The 26,093-nt window shown below is 64.6% G+C and carries 27 protein-coding genes and 7 pseudogenes; 23 read left to right on the top strand and 11 right to left on the bottom strand.

Going from position 1 to position 26,093, the window contains the following annotated elements:
• Positions 1–45 precede the first annotated feature (45 nt).
• From rlmN to D5S18_RS36585, 8 genes and pseudogenes are all read left to right on the top strand, one after another.
• Entirely contained in the window at positions 46–1,155 is a 1,110-nt protein-coding gene (rlmN, locus tag D5S18_RS15670; protein WP_120041611.1) for a dual-specificity RNA methyltransferase RlmN, read from the top strand.
• The gene (locus D5S18_RS35165) at positions 1,130–1,423 is read left to right on the top strand and encodes a hypothetical protein (RefSeq protein WP_162500977.1); all 294 of its coding nucleotides are present in this window, start codon (positions 1,130–1,132) and stop codon (positions 1,421–1,423) included. The genes rlmN and D5S18_RS35165 overlap by 26 nt, the downstream gene beginning before the upstream one ends.
• A pseudogene (locus D5S18_RS15665) lies at positions 1,366–1,505 on the top strand (23S rRNA (adenine(2503)-C(2))-methyltransferase RlmN); the annotation flags it as partial. The gene D5S18_RS35165 and the pseudogene D5S18_RS15665, both read left to right, overlap by 58 nt.
• A gap of 81 nt (positions 1,506–1,586) precedes the next feature.
• A complete protein-coding gene (locus tag D5S18_RS15660; RefSeq protein ID WP_120041609.1) occupies positions 1,587–3,605 on the top strand; it encodes a hypothetical protein in 2,019 nt (672 codons plus the stop codon).
• A 64-nt stretch (positions 3,606–3,669) separates the two neighbouring features.
• Positions 3,670–3,925 (top strand): annotated as a pseudogene (locus D5S18_RS15655) (23S rRNA (adenine(2503)-C(2))-methyltransferase RlmN); the annotation flags it as partial.
• A 101-nt stretch (positions 3,926–4,026) separates the two neighbouring features.
• Complete coding sequence (locus tag D5S18_RS15650; protein ID WP_120041607.1) at positions 4,027–4,254, top strand: type II toxin-antitoxin system VapB family antitoxin; 228 nt, start codon at positions 4,027–4,029, stop codon at positions 4,252–4,254.
• Positions 4,251–4,658, top strand: coding sequence for a PIN domain-containing protein (locus D5S18_RS15645; RefSeq protein ID WP_120041604.1), 408 nt, complete (start codon positions 4,251–4,253; stop codon positions 4,656–4,658). Before D5S18_RS15650 ends, D5S18_RS15645 begins: the two co-directional genes overlap by 4 nt.
• A gap of 36 nt (positions 4,659–4,694) precedes the next feature.
• Positions 4,695–4,807 (top strand): annotated as a pseudogene (locus tag D5S18_RS36585) (23S rRNA (adenine(2503)-C(2))-methyltransferase RlmN); the annotation flags it as partial.
• A 4-nt stretch (positions 4,808–4,811) separates the two neighbouring features.
• On the opposite strand, the gene D5S18_RS15640 reads toward D5S18_RS36585, so the two are convergent.
• The 4 genes from D5S18_RS15640 to D5S18_RS15625 are packed head-to-tail and all read right to left on the bottom strand — an operon-like array spanning position 4,812 to position 10,168.
• On the bottom strand, positions 4,812–7,907 hold the full coding sequence (locus D5S18_RS15640) for an ATP-binding protein (protein WP_120041602.1): 3,096 nt from the start codon (positions 7,905–7,907) through the stop codon (positions 4,812–4,814).
• Positions 7,904–8,530 (bottom strand): hypothetical protein, encoded by a 627-nt coding sequence (locus D5S18_RS15635; RefSeq protein ID WP_120041600.1) that lies wholly within the window; start codon positions 8,528–8,530, stop codon positions 7,904–7,906. Before D5S18_RS15635 ends, D5S18_RS15640 begins: the two co-directional genes overlap by 4 nt.
• On the bottom strand, positions 8,502–9,623 hold the full coding sequence (locus tag D5S18_RS15630) for a hypothetical protein (protein WP_120041598.1): 1,122 nt from the start codon (positions 9,621–9,623) through the stop codon (positions 8,502–8,504). The genes D5S18_RS15635 and D5S18_RS15630 overlap by 29 nt, the downstream gene beginning before the upstream one ends.
• Positions 9,620–10,168, bottom strand: a complete 549-nt coding sequence (locus D5S18_RS15625) for a DUF4365 domain-containing protein (protein WP_120041596.1) — start codon at positions 10,166–10,168, stop codon at positions 9,620–9,622. Before D5S18_RS15625 ends, D5S18_RS15630 begins: the two co-directional genes overlap by 4 nt.
• A 165-nt stretch (positions 10,169–10,333) precedes the next feature.
• Here D5S18_RS15625 and D5S18_RS15620 point away from each other — a divergent pair.
• Positions 10,334–10,513, top strand: a pseudogene (locus tag D5S18_RS15620) (23S rRNA (adenine(2503)-C(2))-methyltransferase RlmN); the annotation flags it as partial.
• A gap of 277 nt (positions 10,514–10,790) precedes the next feature.
• Here D5S18_RS15620 and D5S18_RS15615 read toward each other — a convergent pair.
• A complete protein-coding gene (locus D5S18_RS15615; protein WP_120041594.1) occupies positions 10,791–12,215 on the bottom strand; it encodes a plasmid pRiA4b ORF-3 family protein in 1,425 nt (474 codons plus the stop codon).
• 389 nt (positions 12,216–12,604) lie between these two features.
• On the opposite strand from D5S18_RS15615, the gene D5S18_RS15610 reads away from it, so the two are divergent.
• The 6 genes and pseudogenes from D5S18_RS15610 to D5S18_RS35695 form a co-directional block, all read left to right on the top strand.
• A complete protein-coding gene (locus tag D5S18_RS15610; RefSeq protein ID WP_147403965.1) occupies positions 12,605–12,916 on the top strand; it encodes a hypothetical protein in 312 nt (103 codons plus the stop codon).
• Positions 12,913–13,509 (top strand): annotated as a pseudogene (locus D5S18_RS36270) (nucleotidyl transferase AbiEii/AbiGii toxin family protein). Before D5S18_RS15610 ends, D5S18_RS36270 begins: the two are co-directional and overlap by 4 nt.
• A 92-nt stretch (positions 13,510–13,601) precedes the next feature.
• Positions 13,602–13,926, top strand: a pseudogene (locus tag D5S18_RS15600) (23S rRNA (adenine(2503)-C(2))-methyltransferase RlmN); the annotation flags it as partial.
• A gap of 243 nt (positions 13,927–14,169) precedes the next feature.
• Positions 14,170–14,637 (top strand): DUF2399 domain-containing protein, encoded by a 468-nt coding sequence (locus tag D5S18_RS15595; RefSeq protein WP_120041589.1) that lies wholly within the window; start codon positions 14,170–14,172, stop codon positions 14,635–14,637.
• 247 nt (positions 14,638–14,884) lie between these two features.
• Complete coding sequence (locus D5S18_RS15590) at positions 14,885–15,805, top strand: hypothetical protein (RefSeq protein WP_120041587.1); 921 nt, start codon at positions 14,885–14,887, stop codon at positions 15,803–15,805.
• 227 nt (positions 15,806–16,032) lie between these two features.
• Positions 16,033–16,154: pseudogene (locus D5S18_RS35695) on the top strand (23S rRNA (adenine(2503)-C(2))-methyltransferase RlmN); the annotation flags it as partial.
• A 78-nt stretch (positions 16,155–16,232) separates the two neighbouring features.
• Here D5S18_RS35695 and D5S18_RS34880 read toward each other — a convergent pair.
• Positions 16,233–16,409, bottom strand: a complete 177-nt coding sequence (locus D5S18_RS34880; protein ID WP_158607881.1) for a hypothetical protein — start codon at positions 16,407–16,409, stop codon at positions 16,233–16,235.
• A gap of 116 nt (positions 16,410–16,525) precedes the next feature.
• Between D5S18_RS34880 and D5S18_RS15580 the strand changes: the two genes are divergently transcribed.
• Positions 16,526–16,999: a MarR family winged helix-turn-helix transcriptional regulator gene (locus tag D5S18_RS15580; protein ID WP_120041585.1), complete on the top strand. Its 474-nt coding sequence runs from the start codon at positions 16,526–16,528 to the stop codon at positions 16,997–16,999.
• A gap of 85 nt (positions 17,000–17,084) precedes the next feature.
• The gene (locus D5S18_RS15575) at positions 17,085–18,395 is read left to right on the top strand and encodes an FAD-dependent oxidoreductase (RefSeq protein WP_120041583.1); all 1,311 of its coding nucleotides are present in this window, start codon (positions 17,085–17,087) and stop codon (positions 18,393–18,395) included.
• On the opposite strand, the gene D5S18_RS15570 is transcribed toward D5S18_RS15575, so the two are convergent.
• From D5S18_RS15570 to D5S18_RS15560, 3 genes are all read right to left on the bottom strand, one after another.
• Positions 18,380–18,787 carry a hypothetical protein gene (locus D5S18_RS15570; RefSeq protein WP_147403964.1) on the bottom strand — a complete coding sequence of 136 codons (408 nt, stop codon included), beginning with the start codon at positions 18,785–18,787 and terminating at the stop codon, positions 18,380–18,382. The genes D5S18_RS15575 and D5S18_RS15570 overlap by 16 nt on opposite strands.
• A gap of 83 nt (positions 18,788–18,870) precedes the next feature.
• A complete protein-coding gene (locus D5S18_RS15565) occupies positions 18,871–19,263 on the bottom strand; it encodes a type II toxin-antitoxin system VapC family toxin (RefSeq protein WP_120041579.1) in 393 nt (130 codons plus the stop codon).
• A complete protein-coding gene (locus D5S18_RS15560; RefSeq protein WP_120041577.1) occupies positions 19,260–19,520 on the bottom strand; it encodes a type II toxin-antitoxin system Phd/YefM family antitoxin in 261 nt (86 codons plus the stop codon). Before D5S18_RS15560 ends, D5S18_RS15565 begins: the two co-directional genes overlap by 4 nt.
• 166 nt (positions 19,521–19,686) lie before the next feature.
• On the opposite strand from D5S18_RS15560, the gene D5S18_RS15555 reads away from it, so the two are divergent.
• From D5S18_RS15555 to D5S18_RS15535, 5 genes are all read left to right on the top strand, one after another.
• Entirely contained in the window at positions 19,687–20,649 is a 963-nt protein-coding gene (locus tag D5S18_RS15555; RefSeq protein ID WP_239003791.1) for a FecCD family ABC transporter permease, read from the top strand.
• Positions 20,646–21,677, top strand: a complete 1,032-nt coding sequence (locus D5S18_RS15550) for a FecCD family ABC transporter permease (RefSeq protein WP_239003790.1) — start codon at positions 20,646–20,648, stop codon at positions 21,675–21,677. Before D5S18_RS15555 ends, D5S18_RS15550 begins: the two co-directional genes overlap by 4 nt.
• Positions 21,674–22,474: an ABC transporter ATP-binding protein gene (locus tag D5S18_RS15545; RefSeq protein WP_120041571.1), complete on the top strand. Its 801-nt coding sequence runs from the start codon at positions 21,674–21,676 to the stop codon at positions 22,472–22,474. Before D5S18_RS15550 ends, D5S18_RS15545 begins: the two co-directional genes overlap by 4 nt.
• A 29-nt stretch (positions 22,475–22,503) precedes the next feature.
• Positions 22,504–23,502 carry an ABC transporter substrate-binding protein gene (locus D5S18_RS15540; RefSeq protein ID WP_120041569.1) on the top strand — a complete coding sequence of 333 codons (999 nt, stop codon included), beginning with the start codon at positions 22,504–22,506 and terminating at the stop codon, positions 23,500–23,502.
• 68 nt (positions 23,503–23,570) lie between these two features.
• The gene (locus D5S18_RS15535; RefSeq protein ID WP_203236756.1) at positions 23,571–23,876 is read left to right on the top strand and encodes a MoxR family ATPase; all 306 of its coding nucleotides are present in this window, start codon (positions 23,571–23,573) and stop codon (positions 23,874–23,876) included.
• Positions 23,877–23,894: 18 nt separating this feature from the next.
• Here D5S18_RS15535 and D5S18_RS15530 read toward each other — a convergent pair whose 3' ends face one another.
• Positions 23,895–24,545 (bottom strand): lysophospholipid acyltransferase family protein, encoded by a 651-nt coding sequence (locus tag D5S18_RS15530; protein WP_120041567.1) that lies wholly within the window; start codon positions 24,543–24,545, stop codon positions 23,895–23,897.
• A 109-nt stretch (positions 24,546–24,654) separates the two neighbouring features.
• Here D5S18_RS15530 and D5S18_RS15525 point away from each other — a divergent pair, with 109 nt between their 5' ends.
• Complete coding sequence (locus D5S18_RS15525; protein ID WP_120042172.1) at positions 24,655–25,212, top strand: TetR/AcrR family transcriptional regulator; 558 nt, start codon at positions 24,655–24,657, stop codon at positions 25,210–25,212.
• Between the two features lie 127 nt (positions 25,213–25,339).
• On the opposite strand, the gene D5S18_RS15520 is transcribed toward D5S18_RS15525, so the two are convergent.
• Positions 25,340–25,984 carry a PhzF family phenazine biosynthesis protein gene (locus D5S18_RS15520; RefSeq protein WP_120041565.1) on the bottom strand — a complete coding sequence of 215 codons (645 nt, stop codon included), beginning with the start codon at positions 25,982–25,984 and terminating at the stop codon, positions 25,340–25,342.
• Positions 25,985–26,093 lie beyond the last annotated feature (109 nt).

Genomic DNA, 26,093 nt, shown 5'->3' with positions numbered 1-26,093 from the left:
GGTGGGTGCGCGGCCGAAACCGGGCGATGGGAGAATCGGGAGATTATGACCGTCTCCCTGCCCCTCGTTTTCGACGCCCCGCGCCGCGGCATGCCGCCGAAGCATCTCGCCGACCTCGACGCGGAGGGCAGGCGGGCCGCCGTCGCGGAACTGGGGCTGCCGAAGTTCCGGGCAGATCAGATCGCGCGCCAGTACTACGGCCGCTTGCAGGCGGATCCGGAGCAGATGACCGACCTGCCCGCCGACGTGCGCGCGAAGGTCGGCTCGGCGCTGTTCCCGCCGCTGCTGAGCGTCGTCAAACATGTCGCCTGCGACGACGGGGAGACCCGCAAGACGCTGTGGCGGGCAGGTGATGGCACCCTGCTGGAGAGCGTCCTCATGCGCTATTCCGACCGGAACACCCTGTGCATCTCCAGCCAGGCGGGTTGCGGTATGGCGTGCCCCTTCTGCGCCACCGGCCAGGGCGGCCTCAACCGCAACCTGTCCACCGCCGAGATCGTGGACCAGGTCCGCGCCGCCGCCGCTGCCCTGCGCGATGGTGAGGTGGCCGGTGGGGCCGGTCGGTTGTCGAATATCGTCTTCATGGGCATGGGGGAACCCCTTGCCAATTACAGGCGTGTGCTATCAGCTGTTAGGCGCATCACCTCGCCGTCGCCGGACGGGCTCGGGATCTCGCAGCGCTCGGTGACGGTCTCGACGGTTGGTCTGGCCCCGGCGATCCGCAAGCTCGCGGATGAGGGTCTGTCGGTGAGGTTGGCGGTGTCGCTGCACACTCCCGACGATGAGCTGCGCGACACCTTGGTTCCGGTGAACAACCGTTGGCCGGTGGCCGAAGTTCTTGACGCGGCACGGTATTACGCGGACAAGTCGGGGCGTCGGGTGTCGATCGAGTACGCGCTGATCCGCGATGTCAACGACCAGGGTTGGCGCGCGGACATGCTCGGCAAGAAGCTGCACAAGGCGTTGGGACCGTTGGTACATGTGAATCTGATTCCGTTGAACCCGACTCCGGGTAGTGAGTGGGATGCGAGCCCGAAGCCGGTGCAGGACGAGTTCGTGCGTCGTGTTCAGGCGCAGGGTGTGACGTGCACGGTCCGCGACACGCGTGGACAGGAGATCGCGGCGGCGTGTGGGCAGCTCGCAGCAGAGGGCTGATATCAGCAGCAAACTGCCGGGGCCGCTGACCGCTCAACTCTCGGTAGATCTGGATAGATTCTTCGATGGCGGGGGAGTGTGTTTTGTGTTGGCTGAGTTCCGTCAACTGGATCGCGAGGTTGTGGGGGTTGCCGGCGAGGTCTGGGAGGTAGGCGGCGGTTCGCGGGTGGGCAAGTCGTCGAACTCGACGGCCGCCGGCAGTTCATCGCGGGCAGCAAATGGGATCATTCCCCGAAACCGGTTGAGCGCGAGTACGTTCGGCGTGTGATCGAGCAGGGTATGCCGTGCACCGTGCGTGATACCGCGGCCAGGAAATCGCTGCCGCCTGCGGCAGGCTCGCTGCCGAAGACCGGGTGGTTGTTCGGGTCGGGCTGCGCGCGCTGCATCGTCTTTGTGATCGGTCAGGTGTGGTTCGCCCATAGACTGGGGTGATGACCGGCGGTGGGGCAGCGACGAATTCGGGTATCGATTTCCAACATCGTGTCGGGGCGCTCGCCATGCTCGATGTGCTCGCCGATATCAGGTTGATGGGTGACGACCTCGGTGGAACCCACATCCGTGAGCTGCGTTTCGAAACGGCCGACGGTATAGACGATCTGGTGGTCGTGACCGCGACGGGCATGCTGCTCGTGCAGGCCAAGCGCAGCATCAATCTGTCGAGTTCCCTCGAGTCCGAGTATTCCTCCGTATTGCGGCAATTCGTCGATCAGTTTGTCCGGCGACCGGCGGCGGCGGATACGTATCTGTTAGCGACCTCGAACTCGGCCTCACGGAAGATCCGTCAGGATCTTCGCAAGCTGACTGAGGCGGTGCGACTCAATGAGACCGGGAGCGCGGCGAATCCGCTTTCACGCAGTGAGCAGGCGGTGCTGGACACCACGTCCGATCTCATCTCGCGGCATTTCACGGCGGTGGCCGGACATTCGATCCGCGAGCACGAGCGGATCGAGATCATTCGACGGATGCGGGTGGTGAATTTTGACATCGAACGCGGTGGTGCGCTGGAGCGAGCTGTACTGGTTGTGCTGGCGAGCCGGACCACCGCGCCACCCATTCTCGTCTGGAACAGCCTGATCGCATTCTGCATGTCGTTGGCCAAGGATCGACTGTCGATCAGTGTCTCGCATCTGATCGAGCGGATGAGGGGGTACTTCCTCGAAAAAGATGCCGGTACAACGGATACCGCCTGGTTTCCGGAGCTGGCCGATGACGAAGAGCTGGCGAGCGGTCGCGAGGTGGTGCTTGCCGAGCTCGAGGACCGAATGTTGCTGGCCGAGCTGATTCGCTTCGGTGAGGACGGCTCGCGGCGTTTGCGGTTCGCCAACGACCGGATGGAACTGTCCGAAGGAACTCGGCTGAGGGTTCTCCGACGCACGGCGACCATGGTCGGTATGACGCGCCTGCTCACCATGAATCCGGAGTTGATCGCCGATCAAGAGGTTTCGGTCATGGCGATCAACTCGGAGGAGGACTTCGACGGTGCGCCGATCGCACGCGAACACACCGAACTGTGTCGTGTGCGCTGGCAGCGGAACCCCGCCCCCCTCGATTGTCTGGCCTGCGGCAGGGTCGTTTCGGACGCACAAGCTCAATTGATCGAGATCGACGAGGAAGGCGTAGACCCGGCAGTGGGAGTGGTGCATCTGGCGTGCGTGCGTCCGCTCCATCGAGTGCTGGGTGGAATCGCCAATGAACAGTTCAAGAGCTACCCGGAACTGAAGGATTTCGACTATCGCGCTTGGTTGCGAACCCGTCCGACCGGTCAGGGGGTTTTCGGGAATTCGGTGAGCGTCCCCGTCGTGCGCGTCGGCTGGAAACCGAGCAGGCACCGATTCGCCGTGGGGGACTGGGGTGTTGCCTACGAACTCGACGACGGCAGCCGTAACTTCCTGCGGCAACGTGGACGGGTGCAACGGTTCTCCCGTGCGCGAGCCGAGATAGCCGCTGCCGAGATGAACGCCAGCTTCGCGGCCGCGATCGACGGGAATGACCCGTACTGTGTATCGGCCCGAACGGGGGAGTTCGGAACCTACGCGCTCCTCCTGCGCCAGTGCGGTGCGCCATTGCTGGAGGTGGTGACCGCCTCACCATGTCGGCTCGACCGGGCGACGGTGATGGCGCACCAGACGGTCGAGAACTTCTATGCCCCGCTGGTGGTGCCCGTAGACGCGGATCGCGGTGAACCGTTCGAGATCGCCGGAGCGGTCGTAATGCTGTCCGATCCATTGGCGCTGGCGGATTCGGTCGCCAATTGGGCTGCTGCGGACATGGATCCGCCTCCGCTGTCCACCGTTGTCCTCGAGTCCGACGACCAGTTCGATGCTCTGGTGGCGAGCTCGTTCCTGGCCGGGATGGGGGTGCTCGTCGATCCACTGTTCGATCGGCGGGGAAAACTCGTCTCCGCCGGTGTCATCGAGAATTTCGAAGCCCTGGTCGCGACCGTCCAGTAGCTCACGTGCACGGGTAATCGGTCGCTAGGGGGTGGTGGACCCCGCTGCGTTCATCACCAGCCATGGGGAACCACTTGCCAATTATGGGCGTGCGCTATCAGCGGTTAGGCGAATCACGTCCCCGTCGCCGGATGGTTTCGGGATTTCGCAGCGGTCGGTGACGGTGTCGACCGTTGGTTCGGCCCCGGCGATCCGACAAGCTCGCGCACGAAAACCTGTCGGTGTGACTGGCTGTATTACTGCCTACACCTGATGATGAGTTGCGGTACACATTGGTGCCGGTAGACAACCGTTGGTCGGTGGCCGAGGCTCTGGCCGCCGGCGGGATCGATCCAACCCTTCCGCTGCTCGGCGGCTGAGTTCTGAGCTAGGATGCACATGGCGCACAAAGGTGCTGCTTGTGTTGTGCGAGGAGGTCTGTATGGCGACCAATATTGAAGTGGATCCAGCGCTGCTGGCGGATGCCATGCGGCTATTCGGAACCAAGACCAAAAAGGACACGGTCAACACCGCCCTGCGGGAAGCAGTGCAGCGGTTGAAGCGTGCCGAAGCCCTCGAGCACCTGGTGAACATGGCTGAAGCGGGCGAGTTCGACGCGGCTATCGCGGCATACGAGGCGCGGAAGGCTGCTCAGCGAGGTGAGGTGTGAAGTACCTGATCGACACGTCCGGTATATGGAATGTGCTCCGCGATAAAGGGACACGGACCAAGCTGTTCTCGGTTTTGGAGACCGGGTCGGTCAAGGTGTGCTCCCCGACCCGACTCGAGTTCCTGTTTTCGGCCCGAGGTCCGGTAGATCGGGACAAAATGGAGTCCAACCTGGATGTGTTGTTCGATTCGGTTTCCGTCCCCAAGGATCCGTGGCGGTGGGCCGAGATGGCTCAGTACAAGCTCACCCAGCACGGTCAGCACCGTGGGCCTGGTCCGATGGACTTGGTGTTGTGTGCCACGGCGGTGCATCACGGGCTTACTATGCTCCATGCCGACAATGACTTCACTACGGTCTCTCGAGTGATGCCTGAGCTAACCGAGATAGATATTCGTCGTTTGTGACGGTATTACGCCGACAAGTCGGGCCGCCGCGTTTCCATCGAACGCGAATTCGTCCGGCGTGTCAATGAACAGGGCGTCCCTGCACCGTCCGCGACACCCGCAGCCAAGAAATCGCCGCCGCCTGCGGTCGACTCGCTGCCGAAGGGTAGGATTTCAGTTCCCTTCGTCGCGTGCCCGTTTCAGCACTTCGTCTTCGGTGAGGGCGCTGGGCGGGTGGTGGCTCAGGCACATCGGTATATTGACCCGGGTGAATCCTGTGCCTTCCGACGAAGCGTAGAACTGGCCTGCATTCAGTCGTGAAATGTCCTCGAGGTGACTGCCTTTCGCGCCGGCGAGTTCCTGGGCGGCGTGGATCTGCACCGAGGCGTTGAGCAGGCCGATGACCTGGGTTGCCGCATTGCCGGTGATCAGGTTGTGCAACGCCTTCGGTGCCTGGGTCGCGAATACCAGGCCCAATCCGTATTTGCGGGCTTGGGTGGCGAGCAGGAGGGTGCTTTCGGTGGAGGCGGTCGTTGAACGTGAAGGGGCGAAGGTCTGGGCTTCGTCGAGCACCAACAGGCCGCCGAGCGGCTTATCTCCTGCTGGATTTCGCTTGATCCAAGCGAACAGTGCGAGTTGGAGTTGGTTGACGAAGGTTCGGCGTTGTTCGTCGGTGGGTAGCCCGATGCAACTGATCACCGAGATCCGTGCGCGTTTCCCGGCGGCCGCGGTGAGCAGGGTGCCCGGATCGAGTCGTTCACCCACGCCGCCGAAGATCGGGTCGTTGATCATTGCCGCGTGCAGTTCGTCGGCCATCAGGACAGCCAGGCGCGCGGCACTGCGCACGGTGCTCACTCCGTCGGGCAGGTTCGCGAGCAGGTCTACGAAGTCGTTGAGTTCGGTGCCACCCCGCCGGGCGAAGTAGGTGAGCGTTTCGGTGAGTACGGCTGTGCCGGTGCGCAATTTCGAGCTTGTCAGGCCGGTGCGGGGGAGCAGGCCCGCCACCGAGGCATCGATCGCGGTGCGAAACTCATCGGGGGTGTCGAGCCGGCCGCTGAAGTCCGGTAGCGGGTTCATCGCGAGGGGGCGCCCCGCTTCTCGGCGTGGGGTCCAGACCACCACATCGGTTTCGTCGAAATAGCGTTGGGCGCGTTCGGGATCGCCGGGTGCCCAGCCGCGTGGCGGTTCGGGCCACCGGTCCCCGAGTCGGGCCAGGTCGTTGTTGGTGTCGATGAGAATCGACGAGACACCGTGCAGTGCCGCACCTTCCACCATCCGGCGTAGCAGCACCGTCTTACCGGATCCGCTTCCCGCGAAAACCGCGGTGTGCTTGCGCAATTGGATGAGCGGAACGCGGAGATCGTCACCCGAGCCTGCGCTGTACCCGAGCTCGAGCGAGGGCGGCTCATCCGTCGATACGGGCGTGCTGTGCTCCGATGTGTCTGGTTCGGGGTCCGCTACCGGGGAGTTCGGCGCGGGCACCGTTGACGCTGTGGTCTCACCCACGACGCGGCGCAGTAGCGATGTGGTACCCGCCGGTCGGCGGATCTGGAGCCACTCCTGGAACTCGGGCGCACCCTCGTGCAGCATCCGCTCCAGCGCGCTGAAGGTCCGCAGATCCTCCTCCGCAACAGGAAGCGAGAGCCCTCGTGTCGCTTCGAAATCAGCGATAGCCGCCATGGTTACCCGTCCGCCGGAGAACGGGGTGTTCCGCAGGATCACCAGATGCCGTCTCGTCGCACCGGGTTGGATGCCCGCTTCCAGACAGGCACCTCGGAGTCTGGTCAGTACCGCGTTGTGGTGGTTGTGTGCGATCGCCCGGAAACTCCAGTGTTCTTCCTGCTCGGTGGCTTCGTCGAGGGTTCGGCGTAGCCGTGCGTGCAATGCGGGCCGGACATTGCTTGCTTGATCGACGGTCAGATCCTGTCCGGAGTGGCCTTGTTCCAGCACGTAACACTGCAAGGCGGTGTTCAGCAGTGAAAGCATCAGATTGTCTTCATGTTTCGGATCCAGTGGACGGACCACGTCGGCGGTGGCCCGCAATTCCTGAAAGCGAGCGTCGAGCGCCATGGTTCCCACCGCAGTCGGGCGGGCAGCCTCGGATATGTTGCTGGGCAGCGGCTTTCCGAACTGGTCCAGTTCCCTTACTTCTCGGGCTGCCAGGCAGCCGCGCACATGGTCGCCGACCAGCTGCAGGAGTCGCCGTGGAGTGAAATGTGGGACCTGGGGACCATCGAAGGCCGTGGGCAGGACCGGCCAGGTGGGATGGGGAGGTTCGAAACCTATTTCCTGGTACAGGCTACCGAGATGACGTTCGATGATGGACCGGGCGATGGCGGCCGAGGGCATGTTGGTCGACAGTTCGAGCGTCGTGAAACGGTCGGCGGCGGAATTCACCCCACGTGTGGTGATGAGGTCCCAGGACTTGGGCAGGCAAGCCACGACGATGAGGGTGCGGATGGTCTCCTCCCGCATCCCCATCAGCGCGTGCGCGAGGCGGTTCGCGAACGAGTCCTCGTCGGCTGGGTCGGTCTGCGCGAACACGGAGTCGATCTGATCGATGGCCAGCACCACGGGGCCGGTCAGAGCGAAAAGCCGGGTCACGTCACGGAACACGAGCTGCGCGACTCGGCTGGTTTGTCGGAAACCCCAAGTGTCACGGTTCTTTTCGTCGATCCCCTCGGACAGGGTGAGATAGCCGTAGCCGACTTCTCTGGGGTTTCCCCTGGCGCGGAAAAGGACCAGAGCGCGCAGCGTGTCCTGGCATTCGAATCCGGCTCCTGGATGGAGGTCGGCGACCCGTGCGATGAACGCGTCCAGTTCCTGGCGGCGCACGGGCATCGTGCCGCGCAGTCGCATTCGCAATTCCGTGTCGCAGCCGGTGTCTTCGCTGAGCCGGTCGAGCATCCGGCTCAGCTGTCCGCCTTCGGGATCCTGCAAGCGGTTCACGATGCCGTGCACGGCGCCCTCCCAGAAGGACTGGGCGTCGATGATCTTGGGCATGAAGAACGAGCCGCCTTGTCGCTGTACATGTTCGCGCAGCCAGCCGAGCAGATGGGTCTTCCCGACTCCCCGTTCGCCGGTGAGGACCCGTCCGATCGGCGCGCTGTTCGGCCGGTGCACGGCACTGTGCACCGCGCGGGCCATCTCCTCGGTAGCCTCCGGGTGCAGACCGTCCACATGGCAGGTCAGCGGGCTCCACACCTGATCAGGTGTCAGCGCGCTGCTGAATTGGATCGACGCCAGCGCGTGGCGTTGTTCCTCGTTCACCGTGGCACCTCGATGGTCAGAAGATGTCGGGCGGTCCCGCCCAGTACCACCGCGGCATCGTGGTCCGCGGTGGTCAGCGCCCTCTGATCTGCCTCGGCACGCACATGCACGTCGCGGCGGCGGCCCATCACCTCGAGCGCCTGGTCGACCTCGTTGCGGGGCACGTCACCGAGTCGTTCCCGCAAGACCGCCAGCCGCAACGGTTTTCCGCTCCCTGCGGTCAAGTCCGCGTATGCCCTCGCGACGGCGACCTCCACATCGGTAGGGACGCCCGCATCGGGCTGGAAGACGTCGGCGAGTGCCACGCCGCGGCGGTCCAGATGCCGTCCGAGCCCGGCGAGGACGGAATACAGGGCTCCGCCCGCGCATCCGGACCGTGCCGGCCTTTCCTCTGACAACTCGGCGGCACACCACAGCGCCCCGCGATCGGTGAGTTCGTGGACGAAGGCGCGGTTCACCATCGTGCTGGTGACCAGGTCCATCTCGTTGAGGCGCCGACGGTATCGGCCGTCGAGTTTGATGCCCGCCACCACAGACAGCTCCGCGTTGGTGAGTTCGCGCGCCTCGGCCATGAGGACCAGCAATACGCAGCGTTCACTCAGGGTCAATCGGTCGTCGGCCATCGGTATCCTGCCGCCTTTCTGTCGAACTGGAGTCTGGTGCGAACACCGTGAAACTGTCGGTGGCCGCATCGATTTCAGGGACGCGCCGGCTTCGGTCGACATCGCCCTCCACGCGCACCGGGCGACCCGAGCGGTGTGCGGTCAGCGCCGCCTCGTAGCTGTCGGCGTCTCCGAGCCGGACGGTGACCAGTCGCGGCCTGCCGGTGGTGACGCCGTCGATCACCAGCGGTCCGCGGATGGTGACGCGCCAGCGGGCGTTTCCCGGTTCGTCCGAGAGGCCGACTACCAGTCCTTCCACCACGCCCGCAACGCGTGCGGAGAGTTGCTCGGTGTCGTTCTCGGCCTGGTGAAGGTGCCGCATGCATGCTTCGGGCGGGATCTCCAATCTCTCGTCCCGCCGTGGCAGTCGCCAAGACCAATGAAATTCGAGAATGAACGTGGCCGTATGGCCCGGTCCGGCGAGCGCGGCCAGCGCCTTGCGTTCCTCGGACGAAATGTCGGGGGATTCAGTGTGCTCGCCGTCGTCGCGCTCTAGTGTGGCCGTCGTTCGATATAAGAGGGTGGCATTGCGTAGTAGCCGCGCGGCGGTGCGGCGACCCAGCGGGTCCGGATGGCAGGGATCGTTGGGGAGGCCGATATCGAGACCTGGCACATCCACTCTCGGCGAGGTTACGGACTGTGCCAGCAACGCAGCCACCGGATCCGGTTCGACCTCCGCCGCGGTCGCACTCGATTCGTTCAGTGCCGCGTGGGCCGTAAGCGTGATGAGTTCGTGTACCGCATGCATTGTGTAGGCGCGCAGCGGTAGCGCCACCGGTCCCGCTTCTGCCGCCGTGAGATAGGAAATCGTGTCGAGTCCGGGCGCGGCCAGATCCCGCCACACCGTGGCCGACGGTCGCTCTTCCGCGTCGGCGATGCACTGCACCAATTCCCGTAATCGTCGCGGGGTATCGCCGAGGGTATCGGATGCGGGCACGAGCACATCGAAGCTCCGCAGGCTCCACACCTGCGCGGTGCGCCAGGTCCCGGTGAATATCCAGCCGTGTTCGCGCAGGTATTCGTTCACGTCCTCGATCGCCGGGAGCTGTCTCATAGCTCGGCCCCGGCCGATGACGGCGCGGCGGTTTCGGTAACCAGCGCACGTAGTTTTGCGGCGGTCAGGATATTGCTTGCCGGAATATGAACCGCTTTGACGCGGTCTTGTTGGGGTGCGGCGATCGGTTCCAGCTGATCGAGTGACATGTAGTAGCCGATGTGCCGGAGGAGGAGTCCGGAGGTGTATAGATCGGTGTAGTCGACCGGATGGCGTGGTACGGAGACGACGAACAAATAGCGCGGGACGGTGAAATCCGGGCCGGCGAGCTTGTTGAACTGAGGTTCCGTCAATCCATTGAAATGCACTCTACCGCTACGGTTTTCGAGCCGAACGGACGTCTTCACCTGCACGTCGATTCGAGGGGAGAAGCCGCGCGCGGTGCGTCCGGGCAACTTGAGGCTCAGGTCCACCCCGTCCATGTCCATACTGTCCTTGGACCAGATCAACCCGGCGGCCGAGGTGAGGACCCGGACATAGTCTTCACCGAACTGGCCTTGCTGATTGTTCTTATCGAGCCCCTGGCGAACACCAGTCTCGAACATCGAGATCCCCTCCCCGGCTCCGCATCACTCCCACCGCTGACGAACTCACTGTAGCGATCGTCCTCAGAGAACCCGCAGCTTCCGCGAATTTACCTCGCTTCCTGCGCGGCAAAGGATTTCAGACGATCCGGTTGGTAGCTCGCCCACTTCGACGGCTGCTCGCCGGTGCACGTGAACTTGATTCCGTTGAATCCGACGCTGGGTTCGAAGTGGGATGCGTCGCCGAAACCTGTTGAGCGGGGGTTCGTTCGGCGGGTGCAGGCGCAGGGTGTGCCGTGCACGGTGCGTGATATCCGCGGCCAGGAGATCGCGGCGGCGTGTGGACAGTTGGCCGCGGAGGGATAGGTTTCGTGGCATCCCGCGTCGACCTGCGCGGTGATGCCGGCCCATATCCGCCGTTCGATGTCCTCCGATTTCTCTAATCTCCGCGCTGAGCTCAAGGTCGTCATGATCGTCTCCCAGTGCCTCGTTCACGGCTTCGGCAACCGTGAAGCGCACACGCTTACGGCCCATGTAGCTGTTCTGGGTCATCGAGGCTTCGACCTGCCCGGCGTGATCGTCCGGCGTCACGGGAAGATCCCGGTATGGCGTGGCTGGCATTGTGAACGTCGTTGGCGTGCAACTATTTTGATAGTCCGCCAAGTATTGCGCGCGCGAATTCCGCAGCGTCCGTGTTGGGGATCTGCGTGCTCGGATATACACCCTGTCGCCAGGTCAGCAGATTCAAGTGTTCGAGGAGGTCTCGAACCGGCCGGGTCGCGTCGCGGACGGCGGCGTCGAAGCTGCGGATATCGATCATCCAGCCGAGCGCGGGCAGCGAGTCTCGGACGAAGCCTTGCGGGTCGTCGTCGGCGCCGGTGAGTGCGAGCAGGTACAGCAGGCCGCCGTGTTGCTGGTAGGGCTCCTTGCACAAGCGGGGGGCGTGGTCGGCAATGTAGCGCCAGAGCCCGACTGGATCATCGTGCAGCGCACGGGCTTTGACTGTGGGAAGCAGTTGGCCGCGGTGCTTGCGCAGCAGGCCGAGCGCCTGGGCGGATTCCCGCAGGGACAGGACCGGGTAGGTTTGGTCCTCCCGGTTGCCCTTGCCGATCCATCCGTCGCGCATGTCCATCTCGTCGTACAGGGCCTGGACTACCTTGGGCGGGAGGTACCCGGCGGCGGTGAGCTTCACGCCGTCGCCGACGTGGTCGAGCAGGCGTCGGTAGCGGCATAGCACGCGTTCGGCGACGGTGGTGTCCACCGGCACGGGCGCATCCAGGCGGGCACGGCTGATCAGGATCAGCAACTCGCGGCGCAGCATCCCGTGCGCGGCGTCCACCAGCGCCGCTAGAACCGGTGGCAGGTTCGCAGCGATCTCGTCGGTGACGGAGCGGCGCACGAAGCCGGCGAGTACTCGATTGATCCGGTCGATGTCGAACACGGTCGGCGGGTGCGTCGATGGGTCGGACTCGGCACCGAACATATCGTGGAATTCGGTGAGGGCGGCGGCGTGCCGTGAATCGGCGGGATCAGCGGCGGCGGCGACCAATTCGTAGCCTTCGATGCCGCCGCAGTCCTCCGGCGGTCCAGGCCGTTGCCCGTCGAGACAGATCGCCGGGGGTGCGTCCGTCGAGCGCGGCAGCACTGTTTCAAGGGTGATCGTGTGCTGCCAGTCGTCGCCGAAGTCGTAGCAGTAGAACAGCGCGTCGTCCGGCTGCTGGAGTACCTCGTCGAGGCGGACCTGCTCCTCGGGCACTCCGGGCTGGTCATCGTCCTCGGTCATGTACGGGCACAGGTAGTACTCGGTGAGTGGGTCGTAATAGCTCGGCCCGCTGCCGAATTGGTGCAGATGACTATCCGTCCAGCCGAACGCGGTCTGAATCACCTCGTGTAGTTCGTCGAGAAACAGATCCGAGGACAGGTCCAGCCGGCGCCACAGTGGTGGCTGTGTGTCGCCGAGGTCGATGTGAACCCGGTAGGTGACAGTGGTGTCACGCCGCGGCCGCCGACGCGAGGGCGTTACCGCGCGCAGGTGCCGCCGTTTCTCGTGTCGGTGGTCATCGTTCATTCCGTCAGCCTATCGAGGGCGCGGGCACGCCAGTGCTTCCCGGCGGATATCGACGAGGTTCGGCGCAAGCCCGTGCTGCCTTGACGCTGCGCTGATCTGGATTTGCGCGGCGGGGGCGACCCCTCGGTTGCGTTCGGTGGGGAGTGCGGTTCAACGTACTGTTCCGCAGCACGGAGCAACTCGCTGCCGAAGGATAGTGCCGGCGACAGGCAGCCTTACTCACCCACACCGACAATGACCTGCGTAGTCAGGAATGACGTCGCAGGAGGGATAGGGTTCTCGGGGTACTTGAGAAATCGCTGGCGAATGCTCGTTCTGACACTCCTGCGTGTACGGCACACCGACCGGTACCCCCTCCCGCTGCTCGCACAGAGTGAATGGAATCGAGGGTGCGTTCTATCTTCTCGAAGGTGACTCCGTCGAAGTTCTTCTCGCAAAAGGCCAGGGGTTATGAGGTGGACAGGGTACCGGCGAGCGGCGGTAGTGTTTGGTCCATGGACGAAGACTCACCCGCCGAACGACTGAGGCTCGCGATCGCGATGTTCGAGTTCGGCTTGGGGATGAAGCGTGCCCGACTGCGTCGTTTGCATCCTGACGCGGATGAGTCGGTGCTCGACGCAGCGGTTGACGAGTGGTTACTGGTGCGACCTTACGAGCCGCTCGGCAAAGGGCGGGGCCGACCTACGGCCAGGTTCGCATGAACCCACTCGAAGCAGCTCTGCGAAGGGCTGCTGCCGATCTCGACCAGCGCGGATTTCAATGGGCAATTGTTGGTGGGTTTGCGGTGTCCGCTCGATCGGAGCCTCGATTCACACAGGATGTCGATATTGCTGCCGCAGTTGTCGACGACAGCCAAGCAGAGGCTCTGGTGCAGTCGCTGATGGCAACCGGATACCAGTTCTTCGCGTCGGTTTAACACGACTCTGGAAGGCTAGCGACTGTTCGACTCAAACGGCGTATCGATGGAGTCTCGGTGGTCGTGGACCTGCTGTTCGCCAGTTCGGGCATCGAACCGGAAATTGTTCGGGCTGCGGAGTCGCTCGAGATTTTCCCTGGGCTGGTTTTGCCGGTCGCTCGTACGGGCCACCTCATCGCATTGAAGCTGCTTGCCCGCGATGATGAGAGCCGTCCTCAGGACAGCGCGGATCTCAGGAACTTAGCTGCGGTTGCGACCACGAGGGACATGGTGGACGCTGCCGAGGCGGTTCGATTGATTGCTGAGCGGGGATTCAATCGGGACCGTGATCTGGCTGAGTTGCTGGCAGACATGCCGAAACCGGCGAGCGATGGCTAGCCACGGGAGGTCTTCCTGGGCAGTAGTACGGCGTCACCCTCAGTGTGGATACGCCAGCCTCAGCCGGTCGAGGTGTTGTTTGTAAAACGGGGGGTACGGGGGAACCTCTAGCTAACTATGGTCTAGTAGTGTCAGTCTGTCCGGCGTATTACGTCACCTGCACCGGATGGTTTCGGCATCTCCCAGCGCAATGTCGTCGTCTCAACCGTTGGCTTGGCCCCAGCTATTCGTAAGCTCGCGGACGAAGACCTGTCGGTGACTTTGGCTGTCTCCCTGCATACTCCGGACGACGAGTTGCGAGACACCTTGGTGCCGGTCAACAATCGCTGGCCGGTCGCCGAAGTTCTGGACGCCGCACGGTATTACGCCGACGAGTCGGGCCGCCGCGTCTCCATCGAGTACGCCCTCATTCGGGACTGACCGGTCCCCGATGACGGGACCACCCGGTCTTTGAGTCCGGGTTGTATTCGATCCAGTTTCAGTTGATGTCGCAGGCCACGGGATGGTGGGTGTGGTCGCAGCGGGCAGCGTACTCGGCCGGGGTGAGATACCCCAGCGCCGAATGTCGATGCCGATGGTTGTGCTCGACTCCCCGGCGATTCGACCACAGGCACCGGCCGATCGCTCGACGCCTGGCGAGAGTCCGGGCAACCGGTCGCATTGACACTGCGGCAGTTACGCACCGAACCGCCGCACTGGTCGACCGGATTGATGGTGTCGGTTGTCGAGAACCCGTCGGTGATCGCTGCGGCCGCCGACCATCTCGGTGCCCGAACCGGCCCGATAGTGTGCACCTCGGGCCAGCCCGGCGCCGCCGTGCTGCTGCTTGTCGACCAGCTCGCCCGTGCCTGTGCCCGATTCCGCTACCACGGTGACTTCGACTGGTACGGCATCCGGATCGCGAATTTCGTTCGGCGGCATTGCCGGTGGGAGCCGTGGCGGTTCGGCTGCGACGACTATCTTGCCGCGGCCGCGGTGCACGACGGTGATCGACTGTCGGGAGCGCCCATCGATCCGGCCCGGGATTGCGCGCTTGGTGAGGCGATGGACCGGATCGGTCGTCAGGTCGAGGAAGAGGCGGTGACCGATCTGCTGCTCGGCGATCTCGGTGCGAGCGTTCTCGCGTGACCGATGCCGACCAGGGTATCTCGCGCCGTGCAGTGCCGCGAATTTCGTTGCGGATGCCGAGCAGGTCTCGGCGTGCCTGCCATACCTGCGAATGACGGTCCAAAAACCTCTGGTCAGCACCGTACTCGTCGCGATCCCGCTGGCAGGTGGGCGCGGCCGGAAACCATAGGCGAGCGCTATATGCGCATGTCGCAATGAACATGAATATCGTTTGTCCTGCAACGCGATTGGGTCTACTGTCGGCCGCATGGGGTCGCGTGCCGAGATAGTCGTCATCGACGAGGGAGCGCAGCGGAGGTATTACACGCACTGGGGTGCCCAGTCGCTGCATTTGGATCTGCTGCCAGGAGTGCTGCCTGCGCTACGTTTCGCTGCCGCGCAAAAGCACGTCGAAGGTTGGGTCGGCGACCTGGAAGCGGCTGCCGTGATCGACGTCGACAATCGGTTCCTGCTCTGGTTCGCGGGCGGGTGTGAGGAGAGCGCGATCCGATCCGCTGTCTTCGAGACGATGTCGGTGACCTGGCCGGACTGGTGCATCCATTGGGCGGGATACCGGGAAGCCGACCTGATCGACTACTGCGCGGGTCGTTGGCCGCAGTGCGTGGTCACCGTATCCGACGTCGAGAGGGTCCGCCTCTATACCCCGGCCATCGATCTCGCGACCCTGTTGGAACAAGGACCTGCGCTCATAGAGATCATTGCGGGTTGGAACGAGGCAAAGCGCTTGCCTACCATGCCGAAGCACGGGCTCCATCTCGATCTCGCGCAGCAATCCGGCGCGGTGTGGACGTTCGGGGGAAGCTCCGACGCCCTCGAGACGATCGCCGACCAGTGGCCCGGTTGGCGGTGGGAGGACTGGGGAGACAGGGCGGTCAGGGAGGCCGTGGAGGCCGATTCCGGCCCCGATCCGGAGTTGGCAGGGGCGTTCGAGACGCTGTCGGAGAGTTTCACCCGGCATCAGCAACTCGATACGGGAACCGAGGCTGCCGCCGAGCTCCTGAGAGTTCAGACCTGGATGAAGGATTTCGCTCAGGTTGGGGGATTCACCTTGGAAACCATCGAGGACAACGCATTCGCTCACCGTCCAGTGGAACTTACCCCAGCTGAACTGGCCGATGCCTACGAGGCCATCGCCGCTGCGGCACTACGGGCACGGCCCACAACGTAGGCGCTTATCGAAGCCGATACGACGGCAGCCGAGCCTACTAAGCAGGTCCTGCGGCGCCCTCCGCTCATGTCTGAAGCGGGCGAGTTCGACGCGGCTATCGCGCCATGCGAGGCGCGGAACATTGGTCAGCGAGGAGGGGTGTGAAGGTACCTGATCGACCCGTCCGGTATAGGGAATGTTCTTCGCGATAGCGGGACACAGACCAAGCTGTCCTTGGATAGGGGATGCCGGAACCGGTGCAGGACGAGTTCGTCCGCCGAGTACAGGCCAGGGCGTCCCGTGCCCCGTCCGCGATACCCGAGGTCAGGAGATCGCTGCCGCCTACAGGCCATTGGCCGCTGAAGGCTGAATCCCTGTCTCGACGTGGACGTTGTGCCGTCGGGCGTTGGGGATTGTCGGTATTCGTCGGCGTCGCCGCTACCATCCCTCAGTGCTGCGACAGGTCGTCCTTCGCCGGCGGATTCGTATTGCCAGGGACGGGTTCGTATAGCTCATTGAGGCCGATCAGTGAGACTTCGTTCTGTTCGGCGGCTTCTGTCAGGGCGGGCATGAAGCCGGCCCCGCTGTAGCAGGCGAGTTTGGTGTGGCTGGTGTCGGCCCCCATGTCGGTGGTCGTTCGGACTGTGCCGGCGGATATGTGCGACTTCTTCCGTGAAGTAGTACGGAAGTAGAGTATCTTGATTATCGAGCTAGTAATCATTTGAACAAGGAGTAACTTGAATGTCAAGTGACTGGGATCCGGTGTACACCAAACTCGGCGAGGCCACGCAGGCCTATCAGGCTGCTGTCGATGACTTCGATCGGGAGATGGCTCGGCTGCTGGGTGTGAACGAGACCGATCTGCGCTGTTTGGAGGCCCTGCTGGCCACGGATGTGGCGGCTCCGGGGCGGTTGGCCGCGCAGATGGGACTGACTACCGGCAGTGTTACGACAATGCTCGATCGCCTGGAGCGGCTCGGCTATTTGACGCGCAGTCCGCATCCCACCGATCGACGCAAGACTCTGGTTCGCGCGACCGCGCTGGCGGCCGAGCGTGTGTACGCGCTGATGGGGCCGTTTCTCAACGACGCGAAGGCCGTTCTGGCTGACTACACTGCCGACCAGCTTGGGTTGATCACCGAGTTTCTCGCGGCCAGCACCGCCAATCAAGTGAGGCATGTTCAACGCCTGAGGGAGTCCCAGTCTATGACTTGACAATCAAGCTACTCGTATATCAAGCTACTCATGTAGCTCGGCAGTCGAGATACATGAGTATCAAGTTTTCTGGGAGGTCCTCACCATGCACGTGATCATCATCGGAGGCGGAACCGGCGGCATGTGCCTGGCTCACGGCCTGAAGAACGCGGGCGTATCCGTGGCGGTCTACGAGCGTTATGGCACGCGAAAGGATGGTCTCTATGGCTACCGCGTGGGCATCGATGCCACCGGAAGCCGCTCGCTGGAACAGTGCCTCTCGCCCGAGCTGTATCGGACGTTTGTCGCGACCTGCGCACGGACTCCCCGCTATTTCAACGTGCTGACCGAGAAGATGCGGGCTACCACGAATATCGCGCTGGGATCGCTCGGCGACGGCGAGCACTCGGTGTCGCGCTCCACGCTGCGTCAAGTGCTGTTCACCGGGATGGATGACGTGGTGCACTACGGCAAGACGTTCACCCACTACACCCAACACCCCGACGGCACCGTCACCGCCCACTTCGACGACGGCACCAGCGCCGACGGTGACGTCCTGGTCTCGGCCGAGGGCACCCGCTCGGCGATCCGCCGCCAGTACCTGCCCCACGCCGAGGTGAAAGACACCGGAATCACCGCGCTGGCCACCAAAACCCCGCTGACGCCGGAGATCAGGGCGTTACTGTCGGAGGAGATCGAGCAGGGAATCTCGCTGATCTTCGCCAAAGGTGGACTGATGGGGATGCTCCACGTCATGGAATTCCCCTGGGACGTCGAGGGTAAGCCCAAGGACGATCGCGACACCGACCTGCTGAGTGTGTGGGACGGTTTGCAATACGACAACACCCGCGACTACGTCAATCTCTCGGTATGGGGCGCCCACGACCACTTCCCCGAGGGGGTTCACGAGTTGCGCGGCGAGGAGCTCATCAAGGTCGCGTTGGCGTCCACCGCCGACTGGGATCCCAAGCTGCGCAAGATGTTCGAATTGTCCGACCCGGCCTCGGCCTTCCCGCTGCGGATCGCCACCTCGGTTCCTATCGAAGCATGGCAGCCGACCAACATCACCCTGCTCGGCGACGCCATCCACACCATGACGCCCGGCCAGGGCGTCGGCGCGAACACGGCGCTGCGAGACGCCGCTCTGCTGTGCGGTCAGCTGACCGCGGCCGCGCGGGGGGACAGGGAGTTGATCACAGCAATCGGCGAATACGAGGCCGAGATCGTCCCCTACGGATTCGCCCGCGTCGCCGACTCGTTGAAACAGAACGGCACCCGCGGCGATGACCCGCTCTACCGCCCGTTCGTCGGTCGGCTGGCTCTCTTCGCCGCCCGCACGTACTTCAGCCTGACGGGCAGCATCCCGTCCCTGCGTCGAAAGTTCCTGGCAGAGATGCAGGCCTACCGCGGCGAGTAGGGCATGCCTCCGAATGGCTCGGGCCATTCCGCGCGGCACAAGCGGCGCCGCGTTTGGGGATTGTCGGTATTCGTCGGAGTCACCACCCAATTTCGGCAGATCTCTTCGAAATGGGGGCCGAGCACATTGCTTTGGAATCGGTGGCTCCGGCGTTCCCGCAGTCGTGCAGGTAGGCGGGTTCGCTCCCATTCGCTCCAATCCGGGCGCAGGATCGCCTGATAGAACGTGACCAGCGGTTCGGCAATGCGGTAGATCTTCCGGTTGCCGCGAAAGACATCGTTCTCTTTGGCGCGATAAACCCGCAGTCCTCCAGCACCCGAAAGGTGGTGGGTGATATCGCTTGCCCTGCGTCCGACATACGATGCGATGCCGTCGCTGGTCGCGGCCGCCACCAAAACCGAGTGATAGAGCCCGATATCACGCAATTGGCCGGTGAGGCCAAGGCGTTCGGGCCGGTATGCCGCACGTGCCCGCCCTACACGGCGTGCACTTCAACCAGATCGTCCAAGCCTACGAAGTCCTTTGGGTTACGGGTGTACAGGACGGCGGAATGCGCGTGTGCGGTTGCGGCGATGATCAGGTCCATGGTTCGGGCGCGGGGTTGCCGTCCGATGTTGGCGACCGCAGCGGCGATCTGTCCGTAGCTGGCGGCAACGGCTTCGTCGACGGGAAGCGCGTCGAACTGGCGCTGCAGGATCGAGAATCGACGAAGTCTTTCCGCGCGAGTGGCATCGGTGCGGGCGACGAGGACGCCGAAATGCAGTTCCGCGAGGGTGGCGGCGCTGATGGTCAGGATGCCGGGCAGTGGGACGACATCGTTGGCGATGACGACGCTGGTGTCGAGAATCCCTCTGGGTTCTGTGGTCATATCGCCCAAGGGTCGCGCAGTGTCTGGTCGATTCTCGCGCGGTCGGCTTCCCATTCGTTGTCGACGGTGCCGCTCCACAGGTCCGCGATCTGGTCGTAGGTCCGCCATGTTCTCGGAGCAGCAGCCGTGGGGGTCAGCGGCACGAGTCGAGCGCTGGGGCGACCGGCTACGGTGATGGTCAACTCTTCGCCGGATTCGACTCGACGCACGAGTTCGGATGCGTTTTGTCGCAGTTCACGCAGGCCGATGGTATCCACACAGTCACGGTAGCACAGGTGCTACCCGAGGCGATGGCGGCGGATTTTGGTCGTACGACCGTAATCGAACTCCTTGACAGACTTAGGTCTGGCTAACTTAAGCTGCTGGGCCGTGTCTGTTAGCGAAATGAACCATGCGATTCGGGCTCGGCGGGTGGTGCCCCGGGTGGTGTTGGGGGTGGGGGCGCTGGCGGTGTGCGTGGTGTTGAGCATCGCGGTGGGGGCGCGGTCGGTGCCGGTGACGACGGTGGTCCAGGCGCTGTTCGGGGTGGGGGAGGGGCGGGATGCGATGGTGGTCACGGGGATGCGGTTGCCGCGCACGGTGGTTGGGCTCGCGGTGGGTGCGGCGCTGGGGTTGGCGGGGGCGATTGTGCAAGGGATTACTCGCAATCCGTTGGCCGCGCCGACGACGCTGGGTGTGAATGCGGGGGCTGGGCTGGCGGTCGTGACGGCGATCTACGCGTTGCATTTGACGCATCCGACGCAGTATTTGGGTTTCGCCTTCGTTGGGGCGGCGGCAGCCGGGGCGTTCACGTTGGCATTGGGTCGACGCTCGGGTGATCTGGATCCGGTGCGACTCGTGTTGGGCGGCACGGTATTGCAGTTGGTGCTGGTCTCGTGGACTTCGGCGGTGCTGCTGTTCAGTGAGCGCACGCTGGACGAGGCGCGGTTCTGGCTCGCCGGGTCGATCGCCGAGCGCGATTTCGGCGCGCTGACGCCGATGCTGCCGACATTGCTCATCGGCGCGGTCATCGGTGTCGCGCTCGGGCCGGCGTTGAACGCGCTCGCGCTGGGCGATGATTCGGCGCAGGCGCTGGGTGTTCCGGTGGCGCGCATCCGATTCGCGGGGATGGTCGCGGTGGTGCTGCTGGCGGGTTCGGCGGTCGCGGTCGCGGGGCCGATCTCCTTCATTGGTTTGGCCGCACCGCATCTGGTGCGTTTGGTGGTGGGCGGCGATCATCGGCTGGTGATTCCCGGCTGTCTCATCGCCGGGCCGCTGCTGTTGCTTTCGGCGGATATCGTCGGGCGGTTGTTGACCAGGCCATCGGAATTGGAGGTCGGGATCGTCACCGCTTTCCTCGGCGCGCCGCTGCTGGTCGTGCTCGCTCGGCATCGGCAGGGGCGGTGAAAGTGTTGGCGGGCAAGGCGAGTGTGCTCGTTCGGCAGCGGCGTCGTGCCGTCGCGATCGGTGCGGCATGCGTGCTCGTGCTGGTGACGCTGGTGAGTATCGGACTGGCAGCGGGCGAGGTCTACATGCCGGTGCCGCAGGCATTGCGCGCGGCCTTCGGTTTCGGTGACGGCGGCGAGATCTACATCGTTCAGCAGTTCCGGGCGCCGCGCGTGGTCGCCGGATTGATAGCCGGTGCGGGACTTGCCATGTCGGGTGCGGTGTTGCAGCGGCTGTTCCGCAATCCGCTGGCCTCGCCGGACATCATGGGCGTGACCGGTGGGGCCTCCCTCGGTGCGGTCGCGGTGCTCGCCGCAGGCGCCGCGCAGACCATGATTCCGTTCGGGGCGCTGCTCGGTGGATTGTTCGCGGCGGTGCTGCTGGCGGTGCTCGGTCGCGCCGGGCTGCCGGTGAATCGGTTGGTGCTGGTGGGATTGGCGGTCCAGGCCGGGCTGACCGCGGCGGTGAATCTGGCGGTGGTGCGGTTCCCGACCGAGCTCGCCGGGTCGGCGATGCAGTGGACGACGGGTTCGCTCTACGGCCGCACCTGGCCCCAAGTGCAGGGCGCGGCCATCGCCGCGGCCCTGGTGTTGGTGCTGGTGTTCGCGCAGTATCGGACGCTGGCGGTGCTCGACCTCGGCGATGAGTCGGCGGGATCGCTCGGTGTCCCGGTATCCACAGCGCGCCTGCGGCTTTTGCTGACGGCGATAGCGCTGGCCGCGCTGGCCGCAGCGCTCAGCGGCCCGATCTCGTTCGTGGCCTTGGCCGTACCGCATCTGGTGCGCCTGGTGACGGGTCCGCCGACGGCGATCACCTTGGCGGTGACCGGCCTGGCGGGCGCGGTCCTGCTCGTCGGCTGCGATCTGACCGCGCAACATCTACTGCCCGTGCACGTTCCGGTCGGCGTCGTCACGGCGACGATCGGCGCGCCCTGGTTGCTGCTGCTCATGCTGCGCGAGAGCAGCCCGGTCGATCGGAGGACTTCATGACCGATGTGCTCGCCACCCGCGAACTCACCCTGCGCTACGCCGATCGCGCCGTCATCGACGGTCTCGATCTGGAACTGCCTGCCGGTGCGGTCACCGCCATCGTCGGCCCCAATGCCTGCGGCAAATCGACACTGCTGCGGGGCCTTTCGCGGTTGCTGCGACCGTCGGCCGGTGTGGTCACCCTGGACGGCGCCGATATCCATCGCATGTCGGCTCGCGCGTTGGCGCTGCGCCTCGGGCTGCTGCCGCAGCAGCCGATCACGCCGGACGCGATCACCGTGGAGGCGCTGGTGCGGCTGGGTCGCCATCCGCATCAGCGGATGTTGCGGCCGTGGTCGGCGCAGGATCAGGCGGCGGTCGAGAACGCGTTGCGCCGCACCGGAACCGACGCGCTGCGGGAGCGTCCGGTGGATCGGCTCTCCGGTGGTCAGCGGCAGCGGGTCTGGATCGCGCTGGCATTGGCGCAGGACACCGACCTGCTGCTGCTCGACGAACCGACCACCTTCCTCGACCTGCGCCACCAGCTCGAGGTGCTCGATCTGGTCGCGGATCTGCACGAGACCGCGGGTCGCACCGTCGTCATGGTGCTGCACGATCTCGGACAGGCCGCCCGCTACGCCGATCACCTCGTCGTCCTGCACGACGGTCGGTTGGCGGCGGCGGGCGCCCCCGCCGATGTGCTCGACGCCGACTTGGTCGCCGAGGTGTTCGGGGTCGACTGCCTGGTGGTGCCCGATCCGGAGACCGGCACGCCGCTGGTCGTCCCCCGCAGTCGGGCCGCGCGGCATCGCGCTTGAGATCCCCATCTAGAGAGAGGACTCCATCCATGCGATTGCGCGGAGTTGGCAGGATCGCGGTCGCGCTGTGCGCGGCGGCGATCGGTATTTCGGGTCTGGTGGCGTGCGGGAATGGCTCCGGCGCGACGGATTCCGGTGCGTCGGTGGCGGATCCGGCCGGATTCCCGCGCACCGTGGACACGGTGATGGGTCCGGTCAAGATCGGTAAGGCTCCGAAGCGGGTCGTGGTGCTCGATACCGCCGAACTCGATTCGGCGACGCTGCTGGGTGTCAAGCCGGTCGGTGCGGTGATCGCGCATACTCGGACTCAGGGCGGATTCCCGGACTATCTGGCGGGCAAGGTCGACGGCATCACCGATGTGGGGCCGCTGCTCGAACCGAATCTCGAGCGGATCGCCTCGTTGAGACCGGATCTGATCCTGTCCTCGAAGGTGCGCCACGAAAAGGTGTACGCCCAATTGTCGGGTATCGCCCCGACGGTATTCACCGAGACCACGGGCAGCACTTGGAAAGAGAATCTCGTGGTGCACGCGAAGGCGCTCGGCCTCGAACAGCAGGCCGCCGATGCGATGAAGCGCTATGCGGACCAAGCCCGCGCACTCGGTGCGGCGATCAAATCCGGACACGGCGGCACCCTGCCGACCGTCTCGGTGGTGCGGTTCCTCGCCGGACCGACCCGAATCTATCTGAGCAACTCCTTCTCCGGCACCGTGCTCGGCGATATCGGTCTGCCGCGCCCGGCCTCGCAGGTGTCCACGGATCCGAAGACGATCATGCGCCAGGTCAGTCCGGAGCAGATCGATCAGGCCGACGCCGATTTCATTTTCGTCGCCACCACCGACGATCCCGGCAAGACGCAGAAAGGCACCTACACCACGAGTCCCATTTGGCGCGATCTCCCGGCCGTCAAGGGCAACAGGGTGATCGAGGTTCCCGATGAGACGTGGATGTCGGGCATCGGCGTCCAGGCGGCCGGGCGCATGCTCGACGATGTGGCGAAGGCGACCGGGACCCCGTTCACGCGCTGACCGCGCGAAAATCGTTGGTCCACCGAGTGGTTCCGGCCGCAACCTGATCTCGGTCTTTGCTGGGAAGGTTGCGGTCGGAATCCGCTGTCACGGTCACTCCGGATCAATTGCCGGAATTGCTCCTGCACGTCGCCGTGGTTCGTCCCGTATTTCTGTGGGGCGCACCGGGTATCGGCAAGAGTCCACTGGTGTGCGCCTTCGCGGAATCACTCGGACTCGACTGCGTCACCCTGCTCGGCACGCAACTCGCGCCGGAGGATCTGATCGGGGTGCCGCAGATCGTGGAGAACCGCAGTCGATTCGCGCCGCCGGAGCTGATCGCCAGCGCTTCGCTTCCTTTCCGTCCCCACGGTCCTGTCTTCCGCATCACCTGAACCGCGTCTCGACAACGTCTATCGAAACTTCGCGGCGTAGCGGTCCACGTAGCGGCGGCCCGATCGGGTGGCCAGGTCGGTCATCAATGTGTCTGTCGCGGTGCGTACTTCGGTGTGATCGAGCGGCGGGAAGGTGCGGGCGTGGCCGAAGACGATGTGGACGCGGCCCGGCCGCCAGAAGCGGCGGCCACGGGGATTGATTCGGTCGGTGCCCGACAGCGCGACCGGCACCAGTGGTGCGCCGGTCCGCATCGCGACGCGGATCGCACCGGTCCGTCCGCGATAGACGCGGCCATCCGGCGAACGCGTGCCTTCCGGGTGGATACCCCATGCCCCACCGGATTCCAGGATGCGTACCGCGGCGTCGAGGGCGGCGGTCGAGGCCGAGCCGCCGGAGCGGTCCACGGCCACCTGGCCGGTCGCGGTCATCACCCACCGGATGATGCGGCCACGCGGTCCCGGCTGCGTGAAGTATTCCTGCTTGGCGATGAAGGTGATTCGGCGCGGCAGCACCAGCGCGAGATACAGCGAGTCGATCGCGGCGAGGTGGTTGGCGGCGATGATCACCGGGCCGGTGCGCGGAATATGCTGCAATCCTTCGACTTTCGGTCTGCCCAACAGGCGGAGCAGTGGTCCGAGCAGAAGCTGCTTCAGCACCCAGTACGACATCTCATCCTCCCGAACGATTTCGTAGACACTGTCTACACGCCGTTGGTAGACATTGTCTACGCAGGGTGGGTGCACCGTCCGGATCGAGCGCGTGGCGACAATGTTCGGCATGGATGTGGCGGATTCGTTGCGCGAGCGGTTGGTGACGAGCGGTGTCGAACTACTCGAGCAGGTAGGCGTCGGCCAACTCGGATTGCGGGCCATCGCCCGGCATGCCGGCGTCTCCCACGGCGCGCCCCGTCGACACTTCCCCACCCACGCCGCCCTCCTCGCGGCCATTGCCGCCCGCGGATTCGCCGCCCTGGAAACAGATTTCGCGGCCGCACCCGCACATCCCCCGCGGGCGCGGGCCGAATACACAGCACTGGCCTACGTGCGCTTCGCGACCGACCACCCCGAGATGTTCATGCTGATGTTCCGGCACGACCTACTGGAAGGTTCCGGCCAAAACCTGCGCCGAACAAGCCTTCCGATGTTCGAACGCTGGTCCACCATGATTGCCGAATGCGCCCCTGCTTCTGCTGATCGGGCAGCCCTGCTGGCTTGGACCAGTCTGCACGGCATAGCCGCCCTGGCCGCCAACCGCAGCCTCGCCCTCATCTCCCCGGACACCAATCCAATCGACCTGGTCGCCGAGGTCATCGATACGTTCGTGGGGTCAGCCTGACCGGTTGGCGCATCGGCCTGCTCTTATCACTGCTATCGCAACTTTATCGGGCCAGCGGTCGGCGAAACCCCAGGATGTACGCAGTCGTACGCCCCTTGACGTTGCGATAGCAGTGATAAGGCTCTCGCTAGTTCGCCGGATGGACGCGGCCGCCGATCTCGATTCGGCCATCCGGTAGCGGGGTGGTCATGATTTGGGAGCCTCGGCCCTGGGTGATGAGTAGGGGGCGGTTCAGGGTGGCGGTCAGCAGGATCGCGGCGGCGCCGGTTGCTTCGTCCTCATCGATTCCGTCGCCTCGGCCGGGGAAGGCGCGGGCGCGGAGGTGGCCTGCGTGCTCGTCTTGCCAAGCCCATGCGTAGATCCATTCGCCGATGGGCGGGATTTCCAGGGCGTCGACCGCTGTAGGCGAATCGAACCGGCGCAGGGTGCGGGCCGGTGCCCAATCGGATTGGGCTGCGATCCAGGTGAATTCACCATCGTGACGGATGTCGACGCGTCCGGCCGCCGTGGTCAGGTGCGTCGCGCGGAGCAGCCATGCGACCCCGACGCACGGATGCCCGGCGAAGGGCAGTCGGATCGAGGGCGTCCAAATATCGATGACTCCGTTCGACTCGTCGTCGACGAACACCGTCTCGCTCAAGCCCAGCGTGCGTGCCACAGCGAGCCGCTCCGCGTCCCGCGTGAGTTCCCGACCTGCTCGAACCACACCGAGCTCATTGCCGAAGTCCCCGTCGGGTCCGCAGAACACGCGCACAACCTCATAGTCGATCACCGCACAAGTCAACCGCATCGGTCGAAATCGGGGTGTCGTGAGGCCGACCAAATCGCGTCTACCAGCGGAAGTATTCGGGCCGGGGGCGGCGGGTTTGAGGGAATTGGGG

Source organism: Nocardia panacis (assembly GCF_003598715.1).
Lineage (GTDB): Bacteria > Actinomycetota > Actinomycetes > Mycobacteriales > Mycobacteriaceae > Nocardia > Nocardia panacis.
Note: the sequence above shows the minus strand (reverse complement) of the source record. Positions and strands in the feature narration are given on the sequence as shown.

What these genes read in the sequence shown, in the direction of transcription:
- D5S18_RS15625 (WP_120041596.1), bottom strand. Translation starts at nt 10,168, where the DNA reads ATGTTCGAGACTGGTGTTCGCCAGGGGCTCGATAAGAACAATCAGCAA.
- D5S18_RS34880 (WP_158607881.1), bottom strand. Translation starts at nt 16,409, where the DNA reads ATGGGGGCCGACACCAGCCACACCAAACTCGCCTGCTACAGCGGGGCC.
- D5S18_RS15540 (WP_120041569.1), top strand. Translation starts at nt 22,504, where the DNA reads ATGCGATTGCGCGGAGTTGGCAGGATCGCGGTCGCGCTGTGCGCGGCG.
- D5S18_RS15565 (WP_120041579.1), bottom strand. Translation starts at nt 19,263, where the DNA reads ATGACCACAGAACCCAGAGGGATTCTCGACACCAGCGTCGTCATCGCC.
- D5S18_RS15660 (WP_120041609.1), top strand. Translation starts at nt 1,587, where the DNA reads ATGACCGGCGGTGGGGCAGCGACGAATTCGGGTATCGATTTCCAACAT.
- D5S18_RS15545 (WP_120041571.1), top strand. Translation starts at nt 21,674, where the DNA reads ATGACCGATGTGCTCGCCACCCGCGAACTCACCCTGCGCTACGCCGAT.
- D5S18_RS15575 (WP_120041583.1), top strand. Translation starts at nt 17,085, where the DNA reads ATGCACGTGATCATCATCGGAGGCGGAACCGGCGGCATGTGCCTGGCT.
- D5S18_RS15580 (WP_120041585.1), top strand. Translation starts at nt 16,526, where the DNA reads ATGTCAAGTGACTGGGATCCGGTGTACACCAAACTCGGCGAGGCCACG.
- D5S18_RS15590 (WP_120041587.1), top strand. Translation starts at nt 14,885, where the DNA reads ATGGGGTCGCGTGCCGAGATAGTCGTCATCGACGAGGGAGCGCAGCGG.
- D5S18_RS15635 (WP_120041600.1), bottom strand. Translation starts at nt 8,530, where the DNA reads ATGGCCGACGACCGATTGACCCTGAGTGAACGCTGCGTATTGCTGGTC.
- D5S18_RS15630 (WP_120041598.1), bottom strand. Translation starts at nt 9,623, where the DNA reads ATGAGACAGCTCCCGGCGATCGAGGACGTGAACGAATACCTGCGCGAA.
- D5S18_RS15615 (WP_120041594.1), bottom strand. Translation starts at nt 12,215, where the DNA reads ATGAACGATGACCACCGACACGAGAAACGGCGGCACCTGCGCGCGGTA.
- D5S18_RS15530 (WP_120041567.1), bottom strand. Translation starts at nt 24,545, where the DNA reads ATGTCGTACTGGGTGCTGAAGCAGCTTCTGCTCGGACCACTGCTCCGC.
- D5S18_RS15525 (WP_120042172.1), top strand. Translation starts at nt 24,655, where the DNA reads ATGGATGTGGCGGATTCGTTGCGCGAGCGGTTGGTGACGAGCGGTGTC.
- D5S18_RS15650 (WP_120041607.1), top strand. Translation starts at nt 4,027, where the DNA reads ATGGCGACCAATATTGAAGTGGATCCAGCGCTGCTGGCGGATGCCATG.
- rlmN (WP_120041611.1), top strand. Translation starts at nt 46, where the DNA reads ATGACCGTCTCCCTGCCCCTCGTTTTCGACGCCCCGCGCCGCGGCATG.